The following is a 20,626-nucleotide window of genomic DNA, read 5'->3' as shown; positions in this document are numbered from 1 at the left end:
GGCGAGGAGCCCGGAACGGGGCGTCGTGAGCTCGGTGATGGTGGCGGTATGGATGTTCCGCGTCAAGCCAGCTTCTTGACCAGACCATAAACGATCGACGGTCTTCCCCGCTTTCCTTCCCCATCCCTCCGGATCCAGATCTCACCGTCGACAGCGAGTGCCGTCATCACCATCTTGATCCGGTTCGACCTAGCCTTGCCCTTCAGGCTTCGAACCAGGTCCGCGTGGCTGACTTCCCCGCCGGCACGGATCAACCGAACCGCCTCGACCGTGATGATCCTGCGGATGTCGGCGTCGACCTCAGCAGCGGTGTGCGGACTGAAAGCATCCGCGAGGTTCCGGATCGTCCTCGCACCCCTCTCCCTTCGCGCATCATCGACAATGGCTCCGGCGAAACCGGCAAGCAGAGCCTCCAGCCTCTCGATGCGAGTCTCTAGCTGAGATACCCGGTCCATAGCGTCGTTCCCTCGCGCACGTGAAATATCCAATTTTAGACCCGTTAATGCCGGAAATGGAGATAAACGGCAATAGTAGGTCACGAAAAGAGTAGGACGGTAAAAAGCGGGAACTACGGGAACGATGAACAATTATATATATAATACAACGATTTAGGCGCTGAGCATAGTTCCCGGCATAGTTCCCGTAGTTCCCAAGAATTTATGGCATAGTTCCCGTAGTTCCCGGAGTTTTCGGAACGATGCGGGAACTATGGTTTTGGGGTGGAGTGGCTCGATGCCGGAGTGGGTAAGGGAAGCCGCAGCAAGCGGGTGGGCAGCCGTCCCTGCAAAGCTGGACCCGGGGTGGGCCACCCTCATAGCCGCGCTCTTCGGCTTCCTTATCGTGTCATGGCAGGCTCGATCCGGCTTCCGCTCTCTCAAGCGATCTCAAATCCATCAAGCAGAGCTGGATCGGGAAGCCATGGCACAACAGGCCGAAATCGCGGCGGCCGCTCAACTAAGACAGTCAGAACTCGACAGATCAGCGGCAGAGGAATCGAGATCGAACGACAGACAAGTGATTGCGGCGGCAATCGACGGAGAACTTATTGCTATATGGGGACTGGTATTAGATGCCGGGTCTACCAGACGTTTGAACAAGTTTTTTTACGAACAGATCGGAGAAACGAAAATCACCGCTCCCTTTCGGATCATCGGCCGCCATGAAACGCCGGTGTATGATTCAATGATGCCGAAAATTGGTGCCTTGAATGCATCAATGGTGACAGACGTTGTAAAAGTATATCAATTCATCAAAGGCACGCAGACGGATAACGTGATAAAGGAGGTCCCCGGAAAACTAATAGTGGACATAATAGAGGGCTTCGAGCACACAATCGAGGAATGGACCAAAGACGTGTCGCACGTGCACGCTCGACTGCTTTCCGTAATTTACGGTAGCGAAGACCCGGGCCCCCTCATCAACGATCAGATTAGCCGCAAGAAAGCAAAGGAAGCAGCTGCAACAGCCGCTACTCCAGAACCCGATACCACGTGACCTCCGGCCCACCTGAGGCCGGCTTCACCTTCTGCAGCTCGAGCTCTTCAGCATCGACCATGGCGCCGAGCAGGTCCCGAAGGTCGCGCGCCTTCATCGAATGCTGCATCGCCTTGAGCACCACCTTGTGCTGCACCCGCCCGCCGCGATCCTTGATGATCCTGCGAACCCGCTGCGCCGAGGCCTGATTGTCGCTGTCGGCCATATAATCAGCCGCACCAGTGATCATGGTCTCGGCGCTGCTCATCGCGACCACTTTCCCAAATTCCATGTCATCGGCCGTGACGACGTTCATGGCAGAGAAGGGTCCGCGTCCCACCGCAACAATGGTCGCGATGCGCAACGCCATCTCGGCGGTCCTGGCATAGAAGCTTGCGCTGTCGGGGTCTGAAAGTTTGGCTTCCACCCTCTTGCTAAACTGGTCGTACACCGCCTTCGCATCGGCACCGGCCCACGCCACGACCTGGCGGTTCGGCGTGGGGTCCATGTCGGCCTGGTTCCTGAGCGTGGCCTGCATCGCGCCGGAGCGCTCATAGATGGCGAGGAGCGCATCCACTATCGCGGCCGGCACCGTGGCGGGGTCGAGGGCCGGGTCGCGCTCGTCTGGCCGGCCATCGCTTCCGACGAGCAGGAACCGGTTCAGCGTCCCGTCCTCGACGCTCCCGCCCTCCATGGCTCGCCAGAACTGCTCCGGCGTCGAGGCTCCATAGATCGAGATAGCCGGAGCGTGGATCGTTGCGGCCTCCTTCCCGGCCCATTCTGGTGTGGTGTAGTTCGCGAAAGACTTGCCCCACATGGTCCGCAGCACCTTCGAGATGGACCTCTCAAAGCCGGAGGCGCGCTTGTTGCCGATGCGGGCCATGAAGTCGCCGAACTCGTCCATGGCGCAGAGGGACAGCGGCGACCTGACCAGGAAGTTGACCACCGCCGGCATTGAGATGAATTCGGACGGCCCGATGTGATGCGACATCCTGGCCGCAGCGAGGATCCGCTCGATCTGCTGGAGCGCGAAATCCTTGCCAGCGCCGGTCGGGGCTAGGCCGAGGACGTAGAGATGCGTGGCGGATCCGGTCGGGCCGACGAACTGGCGCCCCGCCGCGGTTCCTACGATCGTCAGTGCAGCGCCGAGGGCAAGCCCGGGTTGCGGCCGCCGCGACGTGTCGCAGATCCACTGGGCGATCTGGCCGACGAGGCCGGGCGGGAATGAGGACGGGTTCGTCGGTGCTGTGGTTGCTGGTGGTGGCGCGGCACTTTCCACCACGACGCCGTCCTCGTCGGTGACGGTGCCGTCAGGGTGCTCGATTAGGCGGCGAGACCGGGACAAAGCGGCGATGACGCTCCGGCCATGATCCAGTGCAGCCGGATCCTCGGGCGGCATGTGGGCGATCCGGATAGCGCTAAGGTCCGCACCATACTGCTTGGCCAGCGCCGCGAGGGTGGCGCCGTTGACGCCGGCGGAGCGGAACGACCGCCACTTTTTCGCGACCTCCCCGGCCTTGTACTTTGACCCGGCCGAACTCCAGGTGTCGGCGATCGACAGCCCCTCGCCGGATCCACCCTTCGCGGCATGGACGGCCATGAGGGCCTGGACCCACTCGTCATAGCCACAGTCGGCCGGGACGTAGCCGAGGAGCTCGATGATCTCGTCGGAGGTGGTGTCGGAGGTGGTGGTGGATGGGGTTTGAGATACCCGGAAATCCCGGGTATCTGGCACAGCAGAATTATCTTCCGCCGCCTCTCCGCCGCCCCGTTCCAGCCATTTCGTCAGCCAATCCGGGACCGGTGGCGCGTCGGCTGGGTCTCCGTGGACTTCATACCGTCGACCGTCGGCCATGATGGCACCGGGCGCGACGATGTAGCCGCCGTCACCCCGGACATCGACCCCCTTTGGCAGCCGCCCCTTTCGGTTGCCGAGCCCCCCGTCCTGCCGGAATATCCAGTGATTGCCATCGTTCGGCGTCGCCACAATCGGGATGCCCTCTGGCGAGGCGCTCTCGCCGGCCATCAGATCCGACCACGCCTCTACGCCGTCATGCTCGGGATCGTGACGATCGGCGTCGATGACAAAGAGGCCAGATTTCCCAACGTCCAGCGCCGGCGCGGCATCGGGCCATTTCCGCCACCACTCTCTGATGGTGGATGATTCGGATGTGCTTTCCTGCCGCCACCGGAAGAACGGCATCGGCGCCTTGGCCTTCTCACCGCCAGATTGAACCGGGAATACGGCAAAGCCCTTTGCCGCGAGTGAGAGTGCGACGGCGAGGTTGGCCGGCTCGCCGGTTGATGGTGGTGGGGATCCCAGGCCCATGGTCAGAATGGTGCCTCTTCCCGCAGCTTCACCTTCAGCGCGTCCCGGTATCCCGCAACGATGGCGCGCGCGAAGTCAAGGCGCTGCGCGTCAGTCATTTCGGCGAGATCTGCAGTGCTAATGCTGATGGCGAAGTCCCTTCCCCGGTCCAGCCCTTCGGCCACGGCCAGCGCTTCGATGCGATTGAAGACGGGTTCGGTCATGGAATAGCTGTCCCTTGCGATGCGGATGCAATCGTCGCTCTCGCAGACCCACATGATGGGCGGCGCGGGCTGGCCATAGCGCTGCTTCGGCGCATATCCGAAGCCGGAAGCTTGACGAGCGCAGACGCCGCAGCACTGATCGTCGAAGCGAATGGCTGGTGGTCTGGCCTCAGGCGATGGAGCGGACATAGCGACCCATCTCCCTGCGTTTGGAGGGGTAGATGCGGACGCTGTGCAGCACCGTGGTATGGTCGCGGTCGCCGCAGAAGCGTCCGATCTGCGGCAGCGACTTCCCCGTCAGCCGGCGAGCCCAGTACATGAAGGCGTGCCGCGCAAACGCGACCTGCCGGTGGCGACCTCCCCCGACGATGTCGTTGGGGTGCAGCTTGAATACCGCGGCGATCCGGAGGAGCGTCCGCCGAAGTGTCGGTCTGTAGGTCGATGGGCGAAACGCTGTGTCCTGCGCGGCGTGGGCCGCGGCACGAGCAATCGCTCGATCGATCATCCGCTCGTGTCGCAAGCGGATGATGTGCCGGCAGCAGGCGCGAATGCGGCGGTCGTCGATCATGGCCATGGTCATGGCCTGACGCTCGGCTTCCGCCCTCGCCTTCCGCCGTTCCTCGATGCCGCGCTGGGTGAATGAGGAATGCGCCGCGTAGCCCATCACGCTGCCCTCCGTTCCGCGAAGGTCCGGCCGACGATGTCGGTGAACTTCGGGTTCTGCTTCGACGGCTTCACCGAGATCGTGGCCGGCGGCGTCAACTCCGCCTGCCGGGCCATTACTTCATCGACGGTGCTAGGAAATGGCGCGGCTCCGCCATGCAAGACCCACCACTCCGCAGCCTTTCGACCGGGATATCCGCCGTGCTCTGGGTGGATCCATTCTGGATATCGTTGCAGGCCGGCGAGGTAATCGACGCGGATGGAGTCCGGTGCTCCCACCTTGGTCCAGCGCCGGAATTGCCAATCGACCACCGGCACCATCTGCGGTGGTACGGCCTCGCTGGTCAGGATTCCGCTGGTGCCGTCCGCTTCCGCCTCATGGCGCGGCTTCTCATCCCTTGGCCACTCGTGGCCGCAGACCTTGCAGGACTGCGCATTCAGCGCGGCGAGCGTCTCACACTGCGGGCATTCCTTCGCGCGGACATCGGAGACCGTGGCTCGGCCGTCATCATCCTTGCCGCCGCCACCCTTCGGCATGATGCTGACCGCGTCGACGGGACCGTGACGCCTGACGTTGCCGGCGAAGTCTAGGACGAGGCAATTCTCCTTGCCCGTCGCCATTCTTGTCCCGCGGCCGACGATCTGAACGTAGAGGCCGGTCGAGAGCGTCGATCTCAACATCACGACCAGGTCGGTGCCTGGCGCGTCGAAACCGGTGGTCAAGACGTTCGCGTTCGTCAGGCACCGGACGCGGCCCTCGCGGAAGTCCCGCACGATCCGATCGCGCTCGCCTGGTGGTGTCTCACCCGTCACCATCTCAGCGATGACGCCGCGGCGCCGCATCGCGTCCCTGACAGCCGCGGCATGCTTCACGCCGGCGCAGAACACGAGCCACGACCGCCGGTCGGCGCCATAGCGGATCGTTTCCTCGACTGCCGCGGCGATCAGGGTATGATCCATTGCGGCCGCCTCGAGCGACCCGGCCACAAACTCCCCGCCCCTGCGCTGAACGTTCGACACGTCGATCTCTGACGCCGATGCCTTGGAGATCAGCGGGGCAAGATATCCGTCCTCGATCCCCTTCCCGATGCCGTAGGAATAGACCGTATCGTCGAAGAGCCGGTCCGAGCCGTCGTCCAGGCGCCCGCTGTCGAGCCGGAACGGCGTGGCGGTGAAGCCGCATACGCGCATGTCGGCCATCTCGCCGAGGCCGTCGAGCAGCTTGCGGTACATGCCGGCGCCCTTGGTCGGCACGAGATGCGCCTCGTCGATAAGGACCAGGTCGCGCGGCCCGAGAGCTTTGGCCTTCCGGAACACGGACTGGATCGAGGCGAAGGTGACGCGGTGGTGGGCGTCCCGTTTGCCGAGGCCGGCGCTGTAGAGCCCGATCGGGGCATCCGGCCATGAGCGGAGCACGGCGCGGAAGTTCTGCTCCACGAGCTCCTTGACGTGGGTCAGCATCAGGACCCGCATGTGCGGGAACTGAGTGAGAAGCCGGCGCGTCACGTTCGACATGACGACGGACTTCCCCGTGCCGGTGGCGAGGTCGACCAAGGCGTTTCCGCCGCCGGCGGCCCAATAGTCGAAAACAGCGTTCTCGGCTTCGGTCTGGTAATAGCGTGCCTGGATCATGCCGCCGCTCCGATCTTCGGGAGCGCCATGCGCTGCGGGAAGGCGCGGTCGAGCCCCTCGCCGATCTCTGCCGCTGCAATGTCGTAGCGCGAAATCCCGGATGCACCTTCGCGTCGCTTCCGCTTGGCGAAGTCGGCGGCGCGGTCGAGCGCGGCCCAGATGTCGAACTCGTCCATGAACGGCGCGAGATCCACGCCCGCCTTAGCGAGCCATGGCCGGTCGCAGACCGCCGCGATTAGGGGCTTCAGGATCTCGTTGTTGTAGGCCTCGGCGTCCTGGCCGAATTCAGATCGACGGACGCCGGACAGAGCCAGCGTGACGCTCGCACCATGGCCCGCCTGAACGGGATCTCGGACCAACGCGATAGCAAAGATCTCGCCCGCCTTCTTCGCGTCCGTCGGTGCGTTCGACGTCATGAGACGGCAGTCGGCGTCGCGGCAAACCTTGTCGCATGCCACGGCCCATTCCGCGCCGGCGGTGAGTGCAGCCTTGAAGATGTTCCAGAGCGTCACCTTGGTGACGGCGCCGTTCACGGTCGCAAAGCTCGCGGCCTGCTCTTGCCGGTCCATCTGGACAACCTGACACGGCACCTGCTCGAAGCCGCAGATCGCCGCGGCGTGGGTGCGGTGCTGGCCGTCGATGATGGCGAACTTTCCGCCCTCGATCGGCGCGACAAACACCGGAGAGAACCGCGACCAGAGGAAGCCGTTCGCGATACGCCGGATGGCCGTCCAGTTGCTGCGCTGCAGGCCGCGTTGATAGCTGTCGTCGACGACGAGCTGCTCAATGTCGATCCACTGCAGCATCGGCGCTGGGCCCGGTTCGATGGCGGCTGGCTTGTCGGCTGGCGAGACTTCGATCTTGCGCATCATGCCTTCGTCTCCTTTTTGAACCGTCCGTCGCGGCGATAGGCTGCCGGCGGAAGGTCGGATTGGTCGAAGAACCGGCACGCGCCGGCGTCTGCCGGGATGAGCCGATCGGCCTTGTTGAGGATGGGGTGGGTGCATTTGGCGGGGCCGATGGCGAGCCATCCGCGCCGGTCGCCGCCGGTGTATCGGTACGCGACGCGCCGATCGTCCATGTCGCGCATCTGCCACTTCGTGCACTCGAGGCAGGTCTTGCCCGAGGGACCGGTACCTGCGAAATGCGCTTGACCGAGGTGCGTCGACCTCACTCTGCTGAGGTTCTCGGTCGACGTGAGATGATCGGTGAAGAGCGGCTTATCGGGCTCAATCATGACGCCCCCCCAGTCTGGAGGGGCTGCCCTTGTGTCGAGGACTGCACTCTGACAGCCTCCACGCCATCGGGAGGATTCGAGTTGAATGAATTGGTTGGCGACTGCCCCAGGTGCAACGCTGGACAAGTGACCTTTGACGTCCTCGCGGCAACACCGACGAAGTTCGAATATAGGTGGAAGAGATATTTCGAAGGTTTCGGTGTGTGCCGTCGATGCTTGCGATCGACGATCTTTATACTCGGTCAACGGAATATCGAGGATAATTCCCTTTTCGAAAGAGGTTTCCCCCTCGACGGGCGTCGCTCCCTCGATCATGTCGTGCAAATCGAAGGCTACGTCAGCATTAAGGACATGGGTGCGGAGGCTCCCCCCGAATATGTCGATCCCGAGATAGAGAAGGTCTTCCGGGAGGGTGCCACTGCCGTAGCGGTCCAATGTTGGAACGCTGCTGGAGCGATGTTCAGGGCATGCGTTGACTTGGCCACCCGACCGCTTTTGCCGTCGGAGGATGAAGAGGGAGGGCCAAACCGCCGAATTCGTCGCGACCTCGGGCTTCGTCTTCCTTGGCTTTTTGAGAACGGCAGACTGCCCCGCGATCTGGAGGGGCTCTCCCATTGCATTCGAGAGGACGGGAACGACGGCGCTCATCAAGGAACGCTGACGAAGATTGACGCGGAAGATCTCTTGGATTTCACCCGTGCGTTGCTCGAACGGCTCTATACTCAGCCTGAACGCCTGAGGTTGGCCGAGATCCGACGTCTCGAGCGACGCGGTGGAGGTGGATAGCGCATTCCTTACGCAGTCGATCCGAATGCTGTCGTGCACCTCGTGCCGCTGCGTCATGATGGCGCGAGACATGTTTTGGCTCATTCCGCCGCCTCCATCATCGGCTCTACGGCGAGGTGGGCGCAGTTCGCGGCGACAAGCGCTGCGGCGAGCGGCGGGCATACCGAGTTGCCGACGCACGAGATCTGGTCGCTCTTGGTCAGGACCCTCCCGTCGAGGACGATGCCGTCGATCTGGTATTCGGGCGGGAACCCCTGGGCGAGGAACAGCTCGCGCGGGGTCAGCATGCGCAGGCCGATGTCGGTGATGACGTATGGCTCGCCGGCGACGTCAACCGTGACGAGGCCGAAGCGATCGCGCGTGGTGACCGTGGCGAATGGGTCGTCGACCGGCTGACCGATGCCGGCGCCGTAGTATTTTTCGATGAAGGCTGAGACGAGCGCGGCGTGCCCTCCACCGGCTGTGACCGTTCGGGCCGGTTCAGCAACAGGGGCGTCGCGCCGGTCGCTGCCGCGCATGTTCTGCAGATGCGCGGCGACGACGCCTTGCGTGCAGCCCTTCAGCACGATCGTCGACAGCGGCTCGCGGGCGTCATGGCCGACGACGCCGGTATTGTGCTGGGCGAGGAAGTTGGCGACCAGCGCCTGTTTCGCGCCGCCGGCGACCACGGTGCCGAGTGGCTTGCCGATGTCGAGCGATCGCGGTGTCTGGCCGTCCCGCTCGCCGTAGCCGGTCTGCACCAGCGTCGGCGCAATGATCGCGTGCTGGTCCTTGTCCGAGGCGGCGATCGTGCGCATCGGCTCGTCGGCGCCGCGCAGCGAGCCGCCGTGCTGCGCGGCAGTTAGGACGGGAGCGATCATCGCCATTTCGCCACGATGGGCGGTGGTGATCGTCCGGACCGGCTCCTCGACCGTGTTGTTGCGGTCGCCGCCCTGGTGCGTCAGCGGCATCAGCGACGGCGCTACGATGGCGAACGGGTTGTTCGTCGTCACCGTGCGGAGAGGTTCCTCCGGGCCATGCACGCCGTTGCGCGCGGCGGCGCTGTGCATGTCGGCGCGGATCACGCTTGGCACCACCAGTCCGACCGGCGCGGCGCCGCCGGGACGCTTGTGGAAGCTGTTCGCGGTTACCGTCGGCAGTGGCGCGTCGATGGGCGAGCCGGTCGAGCCGGACTGAAACTTGACGATGTAGGGCTCGGCCGCGTCGAGCACGTAGCGCTTCGTGCCGCGCGCCACCCGGGCCATCGTCGCCTCCGCCAGCGGCCGCACCGCGCGGACGCCGTGCTTCGCCATGATCTCGGCCGACGTCTCGAAGATCGACGGGCAGGGCAGCGACCAGTCGATGATCTCGGCCGCCGAGCGCCAGGGCAGTTTCCGTCCGGCGACGACGTCGGGGTCGCTAGGCTTGCCGTGCGTCGGCGCGGGCCAGACGATTGGCAGCCCGTCGCGCCGGGCGATCAGGAAAAACCGCTTGCGGGTCGTTGGCGCGCCATAGTCGGCGGCGACCAGTTCGCGCCCCTCGACCTTGTAGCCGCAGCGTTTCAGGTCGGCGACCCACAGCTTGAACGTCTCGCCGCGGCGCGCCGGATCCGGGACGAAGTCGCCCTTCTCGTTCTCGATCAGCGGGCCCCAGGTCTGGAACTCCTCGACGTTCTCGAGGATGATCACGGCCGGACGCGCACGCTTCGCCCAGAGGACGACGGTCCATGCGAGATCGCGGATGTTGCGCTTCACCGGCTTGCCGCCCTTGGCCTTGGAGAAGTGCTTGCAGTCCGGCGAGAACCAGGCGAGCCCGACGGGTCGGTTTCCAACGGCCTCGAGCGGGTCCACCTGCCAGATGTTCTTCGACAGGTGCCGCGCGTCAGGATGGTTCGCGAGGTGCATCGCGAGGGCTACGGCGTTGTGGTTGATGGCGATGTCCGGCGAGCGGCCAAGCGCCATCTCAATCCCGGTGCTCGCCCCGCCGCCGCCGGCGAAGCTGTCGACGACGAGGGGCCGCATCACGCAGCCCTCCCGTCGACCCACTCCGAACCATCCCTCATCCGATAGGTGATCGTGTTCTGTCCGTCGGTATCGACTTGCTCGCCATCGACGAGGCCCGGAATGAAGACGTGGTTGGCGCAACCGGATCGCTGGTCAGTGATGGAGAGATCGCGATCGTGCCGCGAGCAACGCCACGCCGCGTCACCGCCTTGCACCGGCGATGCGAAGCAGCACGTGCGGCAGTTCCGCAGGGCCTGCTCGCTGGCGTGGCATAGGGAGTGGGAGGGGCAGAAGCGGCACTGATAGTAGGCCGGGTCTTCCGAGAGCTTCGGCAGCGGCATCGGTGCTTCCAGCACCCTCTCAGCCTTGGCCATCAACGCCCCGGCTTGCGCGGCGTCGTAGTGGATCCGCTCGGCGTAGAGCTCGTCGTCGTTCTTGTTCTTGGCGAGGTAGAAGGCACGAGTCAGGCCCGACAGGTGCATGTAAACTTGCATCTGCGCGACATGCTCTGGCTTCGCCACGGCGACGCCGACCTTCTTGAGCTGCTGGAAGCTCTTGTAGTTGTGCGTCTTGATTTCGAGGAGGTGCGGCGTGACAGTTGCTTCCAAGACCCCGACGGCCTTGCCGTCGAGGTGACCTTTGAAGTGACCATCGAGCGCGGTCACCTCCCATTGCTCGCCCGTCTCCGGGTCCACCTCATCCACCGTGACGCTTGCGGCGCGAAGGTGGGCAACGATCGTCGGCTCGTAGAGGTGGCCCGTCTCGAACAGACGGAGCATGCGGCCGGAGAATGCTTCCGGAGCGTGAGCCCAGCGGAAGCGGTACCAGAGGTGCCGCTCACAGGGGCGGCCGATGGAACTGCCGCGAATGACCAGGTCGAAGTCACGAATCGCGCCCGCCTCAACCGCCGCATCGATCGCGGCGATGGTAGGAGAAAGCGCCGTTGTGGGGATGGCGACCATCAGTTCAGCCCTCCGTCGCCGAGGGGCTTCCAGTGCGACGGACCTAGACCGGGCGCCTCAGCCCAAGTCATGGAGCAGTCGGTCGCTTCCCACATCCCGATGGCGCCGGGCGCGAACATCTCGTTCGTCGCAGCCTGGTTCCACCGCATGGCGAAGGCACCCACATCCTCGTGCGCGACGATGATCGGGGTTCCTGTTCGGGGCGCCGTATCGATGGGGGCGAAGGTGTCGTCGATGATGCGCATCACGCCGCCTCCGCCATCTGGGCCACGGCGGCAGACACGACGCTGTACGCGACGCCGACTACATCGAAGCGGTAGGAGGGGTGGAGCACGGAACGCCGCTTTGCCTCTGCCAGCGCCTCACACTGCGAGCCATACTCGAACGGCCACCAAGCCGGCCTGATCCGGCCAGTGTCGTCGCCCCTGCGGAAGACGAACCAGCCGCCGCCGATCGTCTCGCCCTTGCGGGCCATCTTGGGGTTCTTGAGCCAGCCAGTACGGCGTGGCCGCTTTCCCTTTTCAGGGCACAGATTTCCTGTCATCGCTGAAGGCTCCTTCGCGACGGTGTTTCTGATCGTGATGGAAGTGCCGGGTGGCGTCGGTTCCTACGCCTTCATCGCCACCCGGCCGTCAGCTACGCCCGCTTCGGCCACCCGCCGCCCGATGCCGCAGCCAGTGCCGAGTTGTTCGCCGGGGGCGCCTTGCCACCGCCAAAGCTGGACCGGGTCGCGGCACCGCCACCGCCACCGCTCGCCGCGCCGCCGTTAAGGGGCTTCACGGCCTTCACCTCGTCGTACTGCGGGTTCTTCCGCTGAGGCCCGTAGCTGACCTCGCAGGGGATGTGGTGCAGCTCTTCGGTATCCTTCGGAGCGAGCTTGCCCACGGCGTGGCACACCGCCGAAAGCTGCCGGGCCGCGATGTCGCGGGTCTTGTCGCCCTTCTCGCCCGGGACGTTGTAGCCGTGCAGGATGTCCTGCCAGATCAGGCGGCCCTCCAGCGGGCCGGTGATGATCTTCCAGGTCAGCGTGATCTTCTCGCCGCTGCCGCCGTTGTCGCCGATCCCCTTCTCTTCCGAGTTGACGATCTCGGCGTGGTAGCGCCCCTCGGGGATCCGCTCGAATTCACCGGTCGGCTCGTGGTCGGCGGCGTTGTAGCCAGCAATGTTCACCATGTTCGTCGCTCCTTAAGCCGCGGCCTTGGCCGGTGCTGAATTACCGATTCTGGGGAGATATTGAGCCAGCGCGTCGTAACCCGCGCCGCGGTCAAACCGCATGCTCTCGGGCAGGCCGTAGCGGTTCTTCGCCACGAATGCCGGCTTGCCGACGCCGTGGATCAGCACCGTCGAGGCAGAGCCTTCGGCGCGGGTCCGGGCCGTGGTCTTGTCGTTCTTCGACACGGCGCCCTGCTTGGTCTCGCCTTTGACGTTGACCGGCTTTTTGAGGAGCAGGATCGCGTCGAGGTCGCGGGTGATCTCGCCGTTCAGGTGCTTGTGGAGATCGATCTCGTAGCGGTCGTAGCTGGCCGTCTCCGGGTCATCGAACTTGGTCACGACGCTGTGGGCGATCATGACGATCGCCATGCCACGATCCCGGCGCAGCAGATTGCAGCCCTCCAGGAACTCCCGCAGGACGTTCTTGGCGTTGACGTAGCCCTTGCCGTAGCCAAAGTCCTCGATCCGGGCCTTGGCCGAGCCATGCTCGTCGCCGCGCCGGCACGTCTCGTCGAAGACCAGGCGCTGCAGCGCCGTGACACTGTCGAGGACCATGGTCTGGAACTCGTGAGGGTCGTTGTAGAGAGCCTCCATGGCCTCCATCACGGCGCCGAAGCTGTCGAGGGCACCGAAGCTCTGCAGCGCGAGCTCGCCCGGCGTCCCTTCCTCGGTCTGGAGAAAGACGGGGTTCGGGAATTCGGACGCGAGCGTGGTCTTGCCGACGCCCTCGTTTCCGTAGATCAGCACGCGCGGGGGCTTGTCGGCCCGGACGGTGCGGAGGTCAGCCAGTGAAATGGCCATGACGCTCCTCCTCTTCTTGATCAGGCGCATTGATGAACCACCCGCCGGTCGCGCCGTTGGTCGAGGGGTGGAAGCTCACGTCGAGCCGCTGCACGGGCAGCAGGCGGACGTGCGACATGCCGTTGGCTGAAGGCAGCCACGAAATTGCGAGGGCCGTCACGAACCGGTCGTCCTCGATCGTCTTGGCCTCGACGATCGCGTCGAGCATCGCCTTGATGCGATTGTCGATGTCGGCCCGGTCGGACATCCGCTCAACGCCGAAGATCGCAACGACATTGCCTGCGATGGGGCGGATCCCTTGGCCCCGGATCGCGGTGACGGCCATCCGGACGAAGTCGTCGTAGCGTTTTGCCTTGACCCGGCCGACGCCTTTCACATTCCGAAACAGTGCGTTTGCCGACGGCGGGGTAGGAATGGTGAAAGCGACCGGGGTGGGCTGGGAGGCGCCCTCCCCGGTCACTCGCTCACGGCGCCCCGCCACGGGCTCCGATTTCGTGATTTCCGCTACCGCGCTCATTCAGGCTCGCTCCTGTCCCGCTCGGCAAAGCGGCGATGTCGGCGGCGGAACAAGCTGACCAGCCAGTAGAAGATGGCTTTCCGGACCGCTCTCGCGCCGCTTCTCGCCATGCGCTTCATTCAAGAGATCCTTCGTTTTGCGGTCATAGCGGTCGCCAATTTCATCGAGGCGGTCGCACTGCGCCTGGTAGGCGAGCAGCAGCGAGCGATAGGCGCCGCCTGAAACATCTTTCATGTCCTGCCAACGCTGCCAGAGGCGGCGCGCGTAGGACGGGTCGAGCCCAATTTTGCGGGCGGTTCTGTCGCGGGCAGCGGTCCATGTGTCTGCCGGGCCGCGATGCTCGCGTATCGTCAGGAACACGAGGCGCTCCCGGGCCTCGATGACGGCCATTTCGCTCATGTCGCCCTCGTCGCGCTTGGTGTCGTGCGCGACACGTCTCGTGTCGGACATGCATGTCCCTCCATGCCAAATTGCTGGTCATGGAAACGGACACGAGACGGGAGCGAACGATTGAACGGAGCGAGAGGCCCACCAACGAGCTTGCAGGCAGAGGTGGAGCCATCAGCATCGGCGAGATCGCCGATGAGATTGTCAGAAGGTTGCGGAAGGCGGACGGGGAAAACCCCTCCGCCTCGCCGCGCGTCGCGGAAAACGAGAAAAAGAGCGGAGCCGGAGCAAACCGCGGATGCGGCAAGCGCGAGAACAGCGATCATGCCGCGACCCCGGCGGACGGTGATTTCACCTGTAGAAAGGCGAGCCTCGTAAGGTGCATGTCGTGAGCGGTGACGGCTCCGCCGGTAATCTCTGCGATCTTCGCGACCACATCTGCATCGGGGCGGCTACGGCCGGTTTCCCAACGCCAGACAGTGCCCGCGCCGGACCGCTCATCAAGCCCAAGCTCTTCGGCCAAACGCTGGGTGTTCCAGCCTTTTCCTTCGCGCCAGTCTTTGAGGGATTTCATGCAACGGCTCCAAGTCAGAGCCCTTCATATCGCAGTTTATGCGATGTCGTCAACGCCGCGCATCGGTTTTTCTGCGATACGCATTTTGTGCGATGGCTGATATCCGGTTTTTGATGGAGAATCGTGTGAAAGAGCTGCGGGAAGCTGCGGGCCTGACGCAGACCGATCTAGCCGATCGGATCGGCGTCACGTGGCAGACCATCAGCCGGATCGAGAACGCGCACACGCGCATCATGCCGAAGCACGAGAAGAACCTGGCTCGGGAGTTGAAGGTCGATCCGGGGGCGCTCTATTCCGGCGACCGTCAACCTCCCCGGCAAGATCCGCCCTCCAACGCCTCACCGCCCGTCCCTATCCCGCATATCACCGGAACGATCCCGATGCTTGGATCGGGGGTCGCCGGCCTGGACGGAAAGTTCGTGCTGAACGGCAATCGAATCATGGATGTGCTCTGCCCGCCGCAGCTGGCCGGTGTGCCTGATGCGTATGGGGTCTTCGTCCACGGAGGCTCAATGGAGCCTCGCTATCACCCGGGCGAGGCGGTGTTCGTGAACCCGCATCTTCCTGTTCGCCAGACGGATTACGTCGTCGTCCAGATAGCCGAGGAGGACGAGAGCCAAGACATGGCCGGCTACGTGAAGCGCTTTGTTTCTATGAACTCTCGCGAGCTCGTCCTCGAGCAATATCAGCCGCGGGAAGATGCCCCGGATGACGTGCCCGAGGCGGAGAGATTCACCATGCGCTTTGACCGTAAGCGCGTGGTCGCCGTTCATAAGATCGTCGGGTCTGGCATAGTCTGAGCATGCTCAGCCGGGCCCTCTCCGCCTTCTCATCTCGCCACGTGACACGGACTGTCAGAAGCTTGCCTCTGGCTACCCCGTCCCGGCATCGCTTGCAGAACAACGCTGCCAGGTATGACGATGCAGCCCGATCAGGGGCAGCCCACCGACGCGCGTCGTTCGGGAAAAGCATGTTCGATCGCCCGCACTCCTGGCAGGTTATGGCTACCGCATTGAGATCTGAGACAAGTCGCGCGCCTGCTGTAATTTCACTCGTCTCACCACACACGCCGCTCGCCTCCGTTCATGTTTCGTTCCCATTGATTCCCGAACTGGAGCGAAGAGTCGAGGGTGTCGATAACTGCCTGTGCGTATCGGGGATAACCCGGGGATCGGTTTGGCTGCGGCGCATGCGGGAGGCGGGGGTGGCGTGAATGATGAAGAGTCCATACTTGCGTCACTCGCAACCGCATACGAGGCGCCCAAAATCGCGCTACCTCCAATCGACTGGAAGGTGGACCGTCAGAATGCCCGCTACCTAAGAGTACCCATCGTCTGCGATTGTGCCCCTGTTGACCTCCTTGGTGTATCAATCGTCGGTACGGCTTGGACGGATGAACCAGACGAGCGGGTGACCTTTCAGCTCATCATGGATGTGAATGGCACCAACTACCGGATCGCTCGTATTGATTGGCGACCGCGACAGCCGCACACAAACCGAGTTGGGCCGGCTGAACTTCTCGGTCTTATGGCTATGACCAGCATTCACGATTTCCCTGAGAATGCTGCACTCGGCCTAGAGGCAATGCAGGCGGGAAACCTTCCGGTCGTCAAACCCATTGATCCGGAGCCCGACAGTTTTAACGCGCTATTGCAATATCTGCGTGATACCTTCCAGCTTGACAACGCGATGGACATACCTGCACCGCCATGGGCACCGCAACTTCTCTGACTTGGGGCGTAGAGGCTCCAAAGATCTTGCTCGACAGAATTGCGAGTGAGCTGGTTCGCGTGCGCGCCGGGAGCTCCGGTGGAGTGATCACAACGCCCGTCCTTTTCCCTTCCGGGGCGCATGTCAGCGTGCGCATTTCGGTTGAGGGCGGGCGCTGCTTGATAACTGATGATGGCGCGGCTTATGCCGAGGCGGACATGATGGGTGCGTTGCCCATTTTCCGCAGGGCGGCAAACACTGTCGCGAGCGAAGTGGGTGTTCGGTTTAATCATTTCGAGATTTTTGAGGCAGAAGCCCGACCGGAAACGGCAGCGGGATGGGTTGCAATAGTTGCGGACGCGTCTCGACGGGCGGTGGCGATCACGGCGGAGCGCCTGGCGAAGAAGCTGGACGCGGAGATGCGCGTGTCTATCGTGGATCGCCTGACGGACGTATTTGGCGTGAAGAATGTGTTCGCAGAGGCCGCGATATCGGGCGCGTCGACGCATGCTTGGAAGGTCGATGCGTTGGTTCGCACCGATCACCGGGAGATTGCGATCGAGGTTATTACACCGGCCCCGGCCTCGGTATCGTCTGCGTACGTGAAACTCGATGATATCCGCCGACTAGACAACGCTCCGAGGACAGTCGCGGCACTTTCGTCGAGATCGAGTTTTGGGTCGGATCAGCTACTCATTCTCAATCGCGCCGCGAAGATTATCGATCTCAAGGCCGACCTAAGCGAGCTGCGACGGCTAGCCGCGTAACCTCAAGAGCCTCCGCACCAACCGACCCCGGCCCTGGCGCCGGGGTTTTTGTTTGTCCGGCGATATCGCATGTTATAAGATAGCCCTCTTGCGTAGTATCGCATATTCTGCGATATCTCCTCCATCGCACTACCCCAGCCGATGGAGATCGAGATGCCAGCCACCAACCGCCATCCAGTCGACGAACTTGCCGATATCCGGGAGCAGAAGAAGGCTCTGGCGGCTCGCGAAGACGAGTTGAAGACCGTCATCTTCGACATGGCGTCTGACGATCGTCACGCCGTGGGCGGCGATCAGTATGTCGCCAGCATCAAGGCGATCGAGACGAAGCGACTGGATCGCAAGGCGGTCGAGAAGGTGATGGGCTGTGCGATCGAACGCTGCCTCAAGTCCTCCACCACGCTCCGCATCGACATCGAGCCTCGCGCCGCCGAAGCGGCCTGAGATCGGGCGGGAGTGTCGTCATGAATATCGAGCGCCGCGGCTTCAACGGCTTCCCCGACGGCCTCAGCTACCAGGACTGGAAGCGGAAGAACGACGCCATCGCCGAGGACGAGGAGCGCAACGGCATAGCCGAGCGCGAGGCCCGCCGCCGCGCCGAAGCCCGCTTCGCCGCCCTGCCCTCGCTGGACCAGATCGAGCGCCGCCACGGCACCGCCGAGCGCAATCGCATCGCAGCCTTGAACCTTCCCCAGCACCGCGCCGTCGTGGCGCAGGCAGCAGAATGAGGCACGTCATGGACGATCGGTATTTCATCATCGAGACGATCCGCATCATCGGGGCGCCGTCGATTACAGCGGCACAGGAAGCCGCGATCATGGCTGCGCCCGACGTCGCCGAGCGGGTCTTCAACAGCACGGACCTCGCCTTCCATCGCCGGGCCATTGTTGAGGAAACCCTCAAGCTGTTCGGCCGCGAGAACGAGATGTGGCGCGGCGTTTACAGCGACGTGTTCATCGCCTGCCGAAACATCCGGGATGGTCTAACGACCGCCGAGGCGATGACCAGCAGCCGCCGAGCGGAGGCCGCGTGATGGGCCGGATCATGTTCCACCTCGCCGTTGCCGAGCAGGCGCGTCTCACCCTCATGGGCAAGCGCAAGGGCGCCGGCTTCTGGCAGATGCCGCAGGGCCGTCCGTTCGTCGTCGCCTGCTACCGGCAGAACATCGACATGGCCCGCCGGGCGCGTCTGGCGAGGGCTGCGTGATGCGCGACGCCGCCCTCATCGTCCTTGTGGCCGCGTTCACGCTGATCCCGGCAGTCGCCAGCCTTGAGGCGAAGTGGGCCGCGGAAGACCTACGGAACAGCGAAAGCTTCGTCGCGCAGCCGAGGGGGCATTCGATGACCAGCCTCCCCTTCACCATCCGACTGGCGATCTGGCTGGACGGCGTCGGCTTCATACGAGCGCGCGAACAGCAGCACCAGCAGACCGTCGCAGAGAACAACCGGCTCCGCGCCGAGAACGAGAGCCTGCGGGCCGGGATGGCAGCATGAGCCGTAGCAAGTGGAAGGGCTGCCGATACGAGAACGCCAGCACCAGTCGGCACGGCCTGATGGTCTGCAACGTCTGCAGCCAGTCGATCGACGAAGGCGACTATCGATGCCGTGAGACCGAGGAAGCATACATCACGCAGCATCGCGCCTGCTCGCAGGATGACCCGCAGTGGGCCGTTCTGGACCGGCAGAGAGCGAACCATGCGGCGCGGCAGGAAAGGCTTGCCGAGGCGGCTACGGCATTCATCGAATATTGGGGCGTGGTCGATCTCAGCGAGTACGCCGCCGCTCCCGCAAAGGATCCTCGTCCATGAACCGCGAGCGCGAATACCAGGGCGGCAAGATCAGCGAGCCGGGGATCTACCGGGCTGTGCCATCGAGGAAGGAACCGGGTCAGTGATGGAGCGACCGATATCCCTTGATGAGGCCGCACGGGCTCTAGGGCTGGACGAAGAGAGCGAAAACCCATCTCGCTACGTCCGCGACCTTATCCGCCGCTACGGCGTCCCCTTCACCCGCGTTGGTCGATCTGTAAAGCTTCGGCCTGATCAGTTGCGCCTTCTTGGCGAGAGGATGGTGCAGTGCCCCTCACAATCGAGCCCGACTCAAAGTCCGGCATCTACCAGATCCGAGGGACTGTCACTGTCTGGCGACGTGGTGAGCCTCATAGCGTTGAAGTCAGGCGGTCAGCGAGAACGCGCGACAAAGACGAAGCCGATGGCATCCGCATCAGCATCGAAAGGAAGATCCGCGAGCAAAACGGCTCCGGTCGCGAACCCTCTATCACGTTCAGCGAAGCGGCTCGGCTCTACCAGCTGAAGGGCGGCGAGGCGCGATTCCTCGCGAAGCCGGTTGCCCAACTGGGGCGGCTTCGGATCGACGATATAGGTCAGGCAGAAATCGATGATGCCGCCTTAAAGGCCTACCCGTCCGCAGCGACCGCAACCCGCCGTCGCCAGTTCTACGCTCCCGTCCTCGCAGTGCTGCGCTCCAGCGGGCAGAACCCGTTTGTCAAGCGCCCCGAGGACAGCGCCAAGCGCACCTACTTCTTCCTGCCGAAGCAGGCTAACGCGATGGTCGAGACCGTCATGCGCGGGCGGTGGCCGAACCCCTGGACCCCTGCCCTAGTCACCTTCCTGTTCGGCCAAGGCGTTCGGGTCTCGGAGGCCTTGGCGATCGACGGCCGGAACGACATCTCGCTCGAGCACCGCTATGCGATCCTGCGGGACCCGAAGAACGGTCTGCAGCGGACCGTGACGCTTATCCCCCGCGTCGTGGCGGCGCTATCTGCCATTCCCAATCTCGGCGACCCTGGGCCCCTATTCCTGCGCTATGACGGGCGCCCCTATGCGCAGCGGGAGAACAGCGGCAACCCGCTCCGGTTCTGGGGCGCCGCCTGCAAGCGCCTCGAAATGGACGAGCACCTGTTCACGCCGCACACCGCCCGACATTCGTGGGCGACGTGGTTCTATGCCCAGACGCATGACGTGGTGCGCCTCAAGGACGAAGGCGGATGGCAGTCGAACGAGTGGCAGCGCTATGTGAAGCTCGGGACCCCGGAGCTCGGCGCCGACGCATGGAAGCGCGGGTGGCGATTCAAGAACGAAACGGGAAAAGACTCTGCGGATTTCTTGCGGGAACGAGGCTGAAAATGGCGTATGTTCACGTTACGGCCCGGAAGCCCGCGTCAGATGGTGGGTTGACGAAGCCCTTGAATACGGGCATCTGCCGTCCCCGGAGAGGTGGCCGAGTGGTCGAAGGCGCTCCCCTGCTAAGGGAGTATACCAGCGATGGTATCGAGGGTTCGAATCCCTTCCTCTCCGCCATCCCGTATATAAGCCACGGAATTTGCTCTACGCCCTATAGCGTAAGGTTCGCAATCGCCGCGTGGTACACAT

General features: G+C 63.7%; 28 protein-coding genes and 1 tRNA gene. 13 read left to right on the top strand and 16 right to left on the bottom strand.

All coding sequences use genetic code 11. From position 1 onward, the window contains the following. Positions 1-62 precede the first annotated feature (62 nt). Complete coding sequence (locus tag GGR03_RS17540) at positions 63-455, bottom strand: hypothetical protein (protein WP_183210030.1); 393 nt, start codon at positions 453-455, stop codon at positions 63-65. Positions 456-732: 277 nt separating this feature from the next. On the opposite strand from GGR03_RS17540, the gene GGR03_RS17535 reads away from it, so the two are divergent. After that, complete coding sequence (locus GGR03_RS17535) at positions 733-1,494, top strand: hypothetical protein (RefSeq protein WP_183210029.1); 762 nt, start codon at positions 733-735, stop codon at positions 1,492-1,494. Here the strand turns inward: GGR03_RS17535 and GGR03_RS17530 are convergent. The 6 genes from GGR03_RS17530 to GGR03_RS17505 all read right to left on the bottom strand — a co-directional run bounded on the left by GGR03_RS17530 (position 1,469) and on the right by GGR03_RS17505 (position 7,390). Continuing rightward, positions 1,469-3,802: a bifunctional DNA primase/polymerase gene (locus GGR03_RS17530; RefSeq protein ID WP_183210028.1), complete on the bottom strand. Its 2,334-nt coding sequence runs from the start codon at positions 3,800-3,802 to the stop codon at positions 1,469-1,471. The genes GGR03_RS17535 and GGR03_RS17530 overlap by 26 nt on opposite strands. A 2-nt stretch (positions 3,803-3,804) precedes the next feature. Further along, on the bottom strand, positions 3,805-4,194 hold the full coding sequence (locus GGR03_RS17525; RefSeq protein WP_183210027.1) for a hypothetical protein: 390 nt from the start codon (positions 4,192-4,194) through the stop codon (positions 3,805-3,807). Continuing rightward, positions 4,175-4,579, bottom strand: a complete 405-nt coding sequence (locus tag GGR03_RS17520; RefSeq protein ID WP_246368121.1) for a helix-turn-helix domain-containing protein — start codon at positions 4,577-4,579, stop codon at positions 4,175-4,177. Before GGR03_RS17520 ends, GGR03_RS17525 begins: the two co-directional genes overlap by 20 nt. Before the next feature lie 89 nt (positions 4,580-4,668). After that, a complete protein-coding gene (locus tag GGR03_RS17515) occupies positions 4,669-6,300 on the bottom strand; it encodes a DEAD/DEAH box helicase (protein ID WP_183210026.1) in 1,632 nt (543 codons plus the stop codon). Then, a complete protein-coding gene (locus GGR03_RS17510) occupies positions 6,297-7,172 on the bottom strand; it encodes a ParB N-terminal domain-containing protein (RefSeq protein WP_183210025.1) in 876 nt (291 codons plus the stop codon). Before GGR03_RS17510 ends, GGR03_RS17515 begins: the two co-directional genes overlap by 4 nt. Then, on the bottom strand, positions 7,169-7,390 hold the full coding sequence (locus GGR03_RS17505; protein WP_183210024.1) for a hypothetical protein: 222 nt from the start codon (positions 7,388-7,390) through the stop codon (positions 7,169-7,171). The genes GGR03_RS17510 and GGR03_RS17505 overlap by 4 nt, the downstream gene beginning before the upstream one ends. Before the next feature lie 54 nt (positions 7,391-7,444). Between GGR03_RS17505 and GGR03_RS24785 the strand changes: the two genes are divergently transcribed. Further along, the gene (locus tag GGR03_RS24785) at positions 7,445-8,323 is read left to right on the top strand and encodes a DUF4145 domain-containing protein (RefSeq protein WP_343058855.1); all 879 of its coding nucleotides are present in this window, start codon (positions 7,445-7,447) and stop codon (positions 8,321-8,323) included. 80 nt (positions 8,324-8,403) lie between these two features. On the opposite strand, the gene GGR03_RS17495 is transcribed toward GGR03_RS24785, so the two are convergent. The 9 genes from GGR03_RS17495 to GGR03_RS17455 form a co-directional block, all read right to left on the bottom strand. Then, positions 8,404-10,323, bottom strand: coding sequence for a DNA cytosine methyltransferase (locus GGR03_RS17495; protein ID WP_183210094.1), 1,920 nt, complete (start codon positions 10,321-10,323; stop codon positions 8,404-8,406). Beyond that, positions 10,323-11,267, bottom strand: a complete 945-nt coding sequence (locus GGR03_RS17490; protein ID WP_183210022.1) for an oxidoreductase — start codon at positions 11,265-11,267, stop codon at positions 10,323-10,325. Before GGR03_RS17490 ends, GGR03_RS17495 begins: the two co-directional genes overlap by 1 nt. Next, positions 11,267-11,512 carry a hypothetical protein gene (locus tag GGR03_RS17485; RefSeq protein WP_183210021.1) on the bottom strand — a complete coding sequence of 82 codons (246 nt, stop codon included), beginning with the start codon at positions 11,510-11,512 and terminating at the stop codon, positions 11,267-11,269. The genes GGR03_RS17490 and GGR03_RS17485 overlap by 1 nt, the downstream gene beginning before the upstream one ends. After that, complete coding sequence (locus tag GGR03_RS17480) at positions 11,512-11,811, bottom strand: hypothetical protein (protein ID WP_183210020.1); 300 nt, start codon at positions 11,809-11,811, stop codon at positions 11,512-11,514. The genes GGR03_RS17485 and GGR03_RS17480 overlap by 1 nt, the downstream gene beginning before the upstream one ends. Before the next feature lie 92 nt (positions 11,812-11,903). Then, positions 11,904-12,440, bottom strand: a complete 537-nt coding sequence (locus tag GGR03_RS17475) for a DUF669 domain-containing protein (RefSeq protein ID WP_183210019.1) — start codon at positions 12,438-12,440, stop codon at positions 11,904-11,906. Between the two features lie 12 nt (positions 12,441-12,452). Continuing rightward, the gene (locus tag GGR03_RS17470; protein ID WP_183210018.1) at positions 12,453-13,280 is read right to left on the bottom strand and encodes an ATP-binding protein; all 828 of its coding nucleotides are present in this window, start codon (positions 13,278-13,280) and stop codon (positions 12,453-12,455) included. After that, the gene (locus tag GGR03_RS17465) at positions 13,261-13,797 is read right to left on the bottom strand and encodes a RusA family crossover junction endodeoxyribonuclease (protein WP_183210017.1); all 537 of its coding nucleotides are present in this window, start codon (positions 13,795-13,797) and stop codon (positions 13,261-13,263) included. The genes GGR03_RS17470 and GGR03_RS17465 overlap by 20 nt, the downstream gene beginning before the upstream one ends. Then, positions 13,798-14,247, bottom strand: coding sequence for a hypothetical protein (locus GGR03_RS17460; protein WP_183210016.1), 450 nt, complete (start codon positions 14,245-14,247; stop codon positions 13,798-13,800). A 259-nt stretch (positions 14,248-14,506) separates the two neighbouring features. After that, complete coding sequence (locus GGR03_RS17455) at positions 14,507-14,758, bottom strand: helix-turn-helix transcriptional regulator (RefSeq protein ID WP_183210015.1); 252 nt, start codon at positions 14,756-14,758, stop codon at positions 14,507-14,509. Between the two features lie 92 nt (positions 14,759-14,850). On the opposite strand from GGR03_RS17455, the gene GGR03_RS17450 reads away from it, so the two are divergent. The 11 genes from GGR03_RS17450 (at position 14,851) to GGR03_RS17400 (ending at position 20,554) form a co-directional block, all read left to right on the top strand. Next, the gene (locus GGR03_RS17450) at positions 14,851-15,558 is read left to right on the top strand and encodes an XRE family transcriptional regulator (protein WP_183210014.1); all 708 of its coding nucleotides are present in this window, start codon (positions 14,851-14,853) and stop codon (positions 15,556-15,558) included. 409 nt (positions 15,559-15,967) lie between these two features. After that, a complete protein-coding gene (locus GGR03_RS17445) occupies positions 15,968-16,489 on the top strand; it encodes a hypothetical protein (protein WP_183210013.1) in 522 nt (173 codons plus the stop codon). Positions 16,490-16,572: 83 nt separating this feature from the next. Further along, the gene (locus tag GGR03_RS17440) at positions 16,573-17,235 is read left to right on the top strand and encodes a hypothetical protein (protein WP_183210012.1); all 663 of its coding nucleotides are present in this window, start codon (positions 16,573-16,575) and stop codon (positions 17,233-17,235) included. A 153-nt stretch (positions 17,236-17,388) separates the two neighbouring features. Continuing rightward, positions 17,389-17,679 (top strand): hypothetical protein, encoded by a 291-nt coding sequence (locus GGR03_RS17435; protein WP_183210011.1) that lies wholly within the window; start codon positions 17,389-17,391, stop codon positions 17,677-17,679. A 20-nt stretch (positions 17,680-17,699) separates the two neighbouring features. Next, a complete protein-coding gene (locus GGR03_RS17430; protein ID WP_183210010.1) occupies positions 17,700-17,963 on the top strand; it encodes a hypothetical protein in 264 nt (87 codons plus the stop codon). Between the two features lie 8 nt (positions 17,964-17,971). Then, on the top strand, positions 17,972-18,268 hold the full coding sequence (locus tag GGR03_RS17425) for a hypothetical protein (protein WP_183210009.1): 297 nt from the start codon (positions 17,972-17,974) through the stop codon (positions 18,266-18,268). Further along, entirely contained in the window at positions 18,268-18,441 is a 174-nt protein-coding gene (locus GGR03_RS17420) for a hypothetical protein (RefSeq protein ID WP_183210008.1), read from the top strand. Before GGR03_RS17425 ends, GGR03_RS17420 begins: the two co-directional genes overlap by 1 nt. After that, complete coding sequence (locus tag GGR03_RS17415) at positions 18,441-18,728, top strand: hypothetical protein (protein ID WP_183210007.1); 288 nt, start codon at positions 18,441-18,443, stop codon at positions 18,726-18,728. The genes GGR03_RS17420 and GGR03_RS17415 overlap by 1 nt, the downstream gene beginning before the upstream one ends. Next, the gene (locus GGR03_RS17410) at positions 18,725-19,042 is read left to right on the top strand and encodes a hypothetical protein (protein ID WP_183210006.1); all 318 of its coding nucleotides are present in this window, start codon (positions 18,725-18,727) and stop codon (positions 19,040-19,042) included. Before GGR03_RS17415 ends, GGR03_RS17410 begins: the two co-directional genes overlap by 4 nt. 267 nt (positions 19,043-19,309) lie before the next feature. Further along, positions 19,310-20,377: a tyrosine-type recombinase/integrase gene (locus tag GGR03_RS24780; RefSeq protein WP_252920288.1), complete on the top strand. Its 1,068-nt coding sequence runs from the start codon at positions 19,310-19,312 to the stop codon at positions 20,375-20,377. 87 nt (positions 20,378-20,464) lie between these two features. Further along, positions 20,465-20,554, top strand: a tRNA-Ser gene (locus tag GGR03_RS17400). Positions 20,555-20,626: the final 72 nt, after the last annotated feature.

Source organism: Aurantimonas endophytica (assembly GCF_014196845.1).
Lineage (GTDB): Bacteria > Pseudomonadota > Alphaproteobacteria > Rhizobiales > Rhizobiaceae > Aurantimonas > Aurantimonas endophytica.
This window is presented reverse-complemented; position numbering and strand designations above follow the sequence as displayed.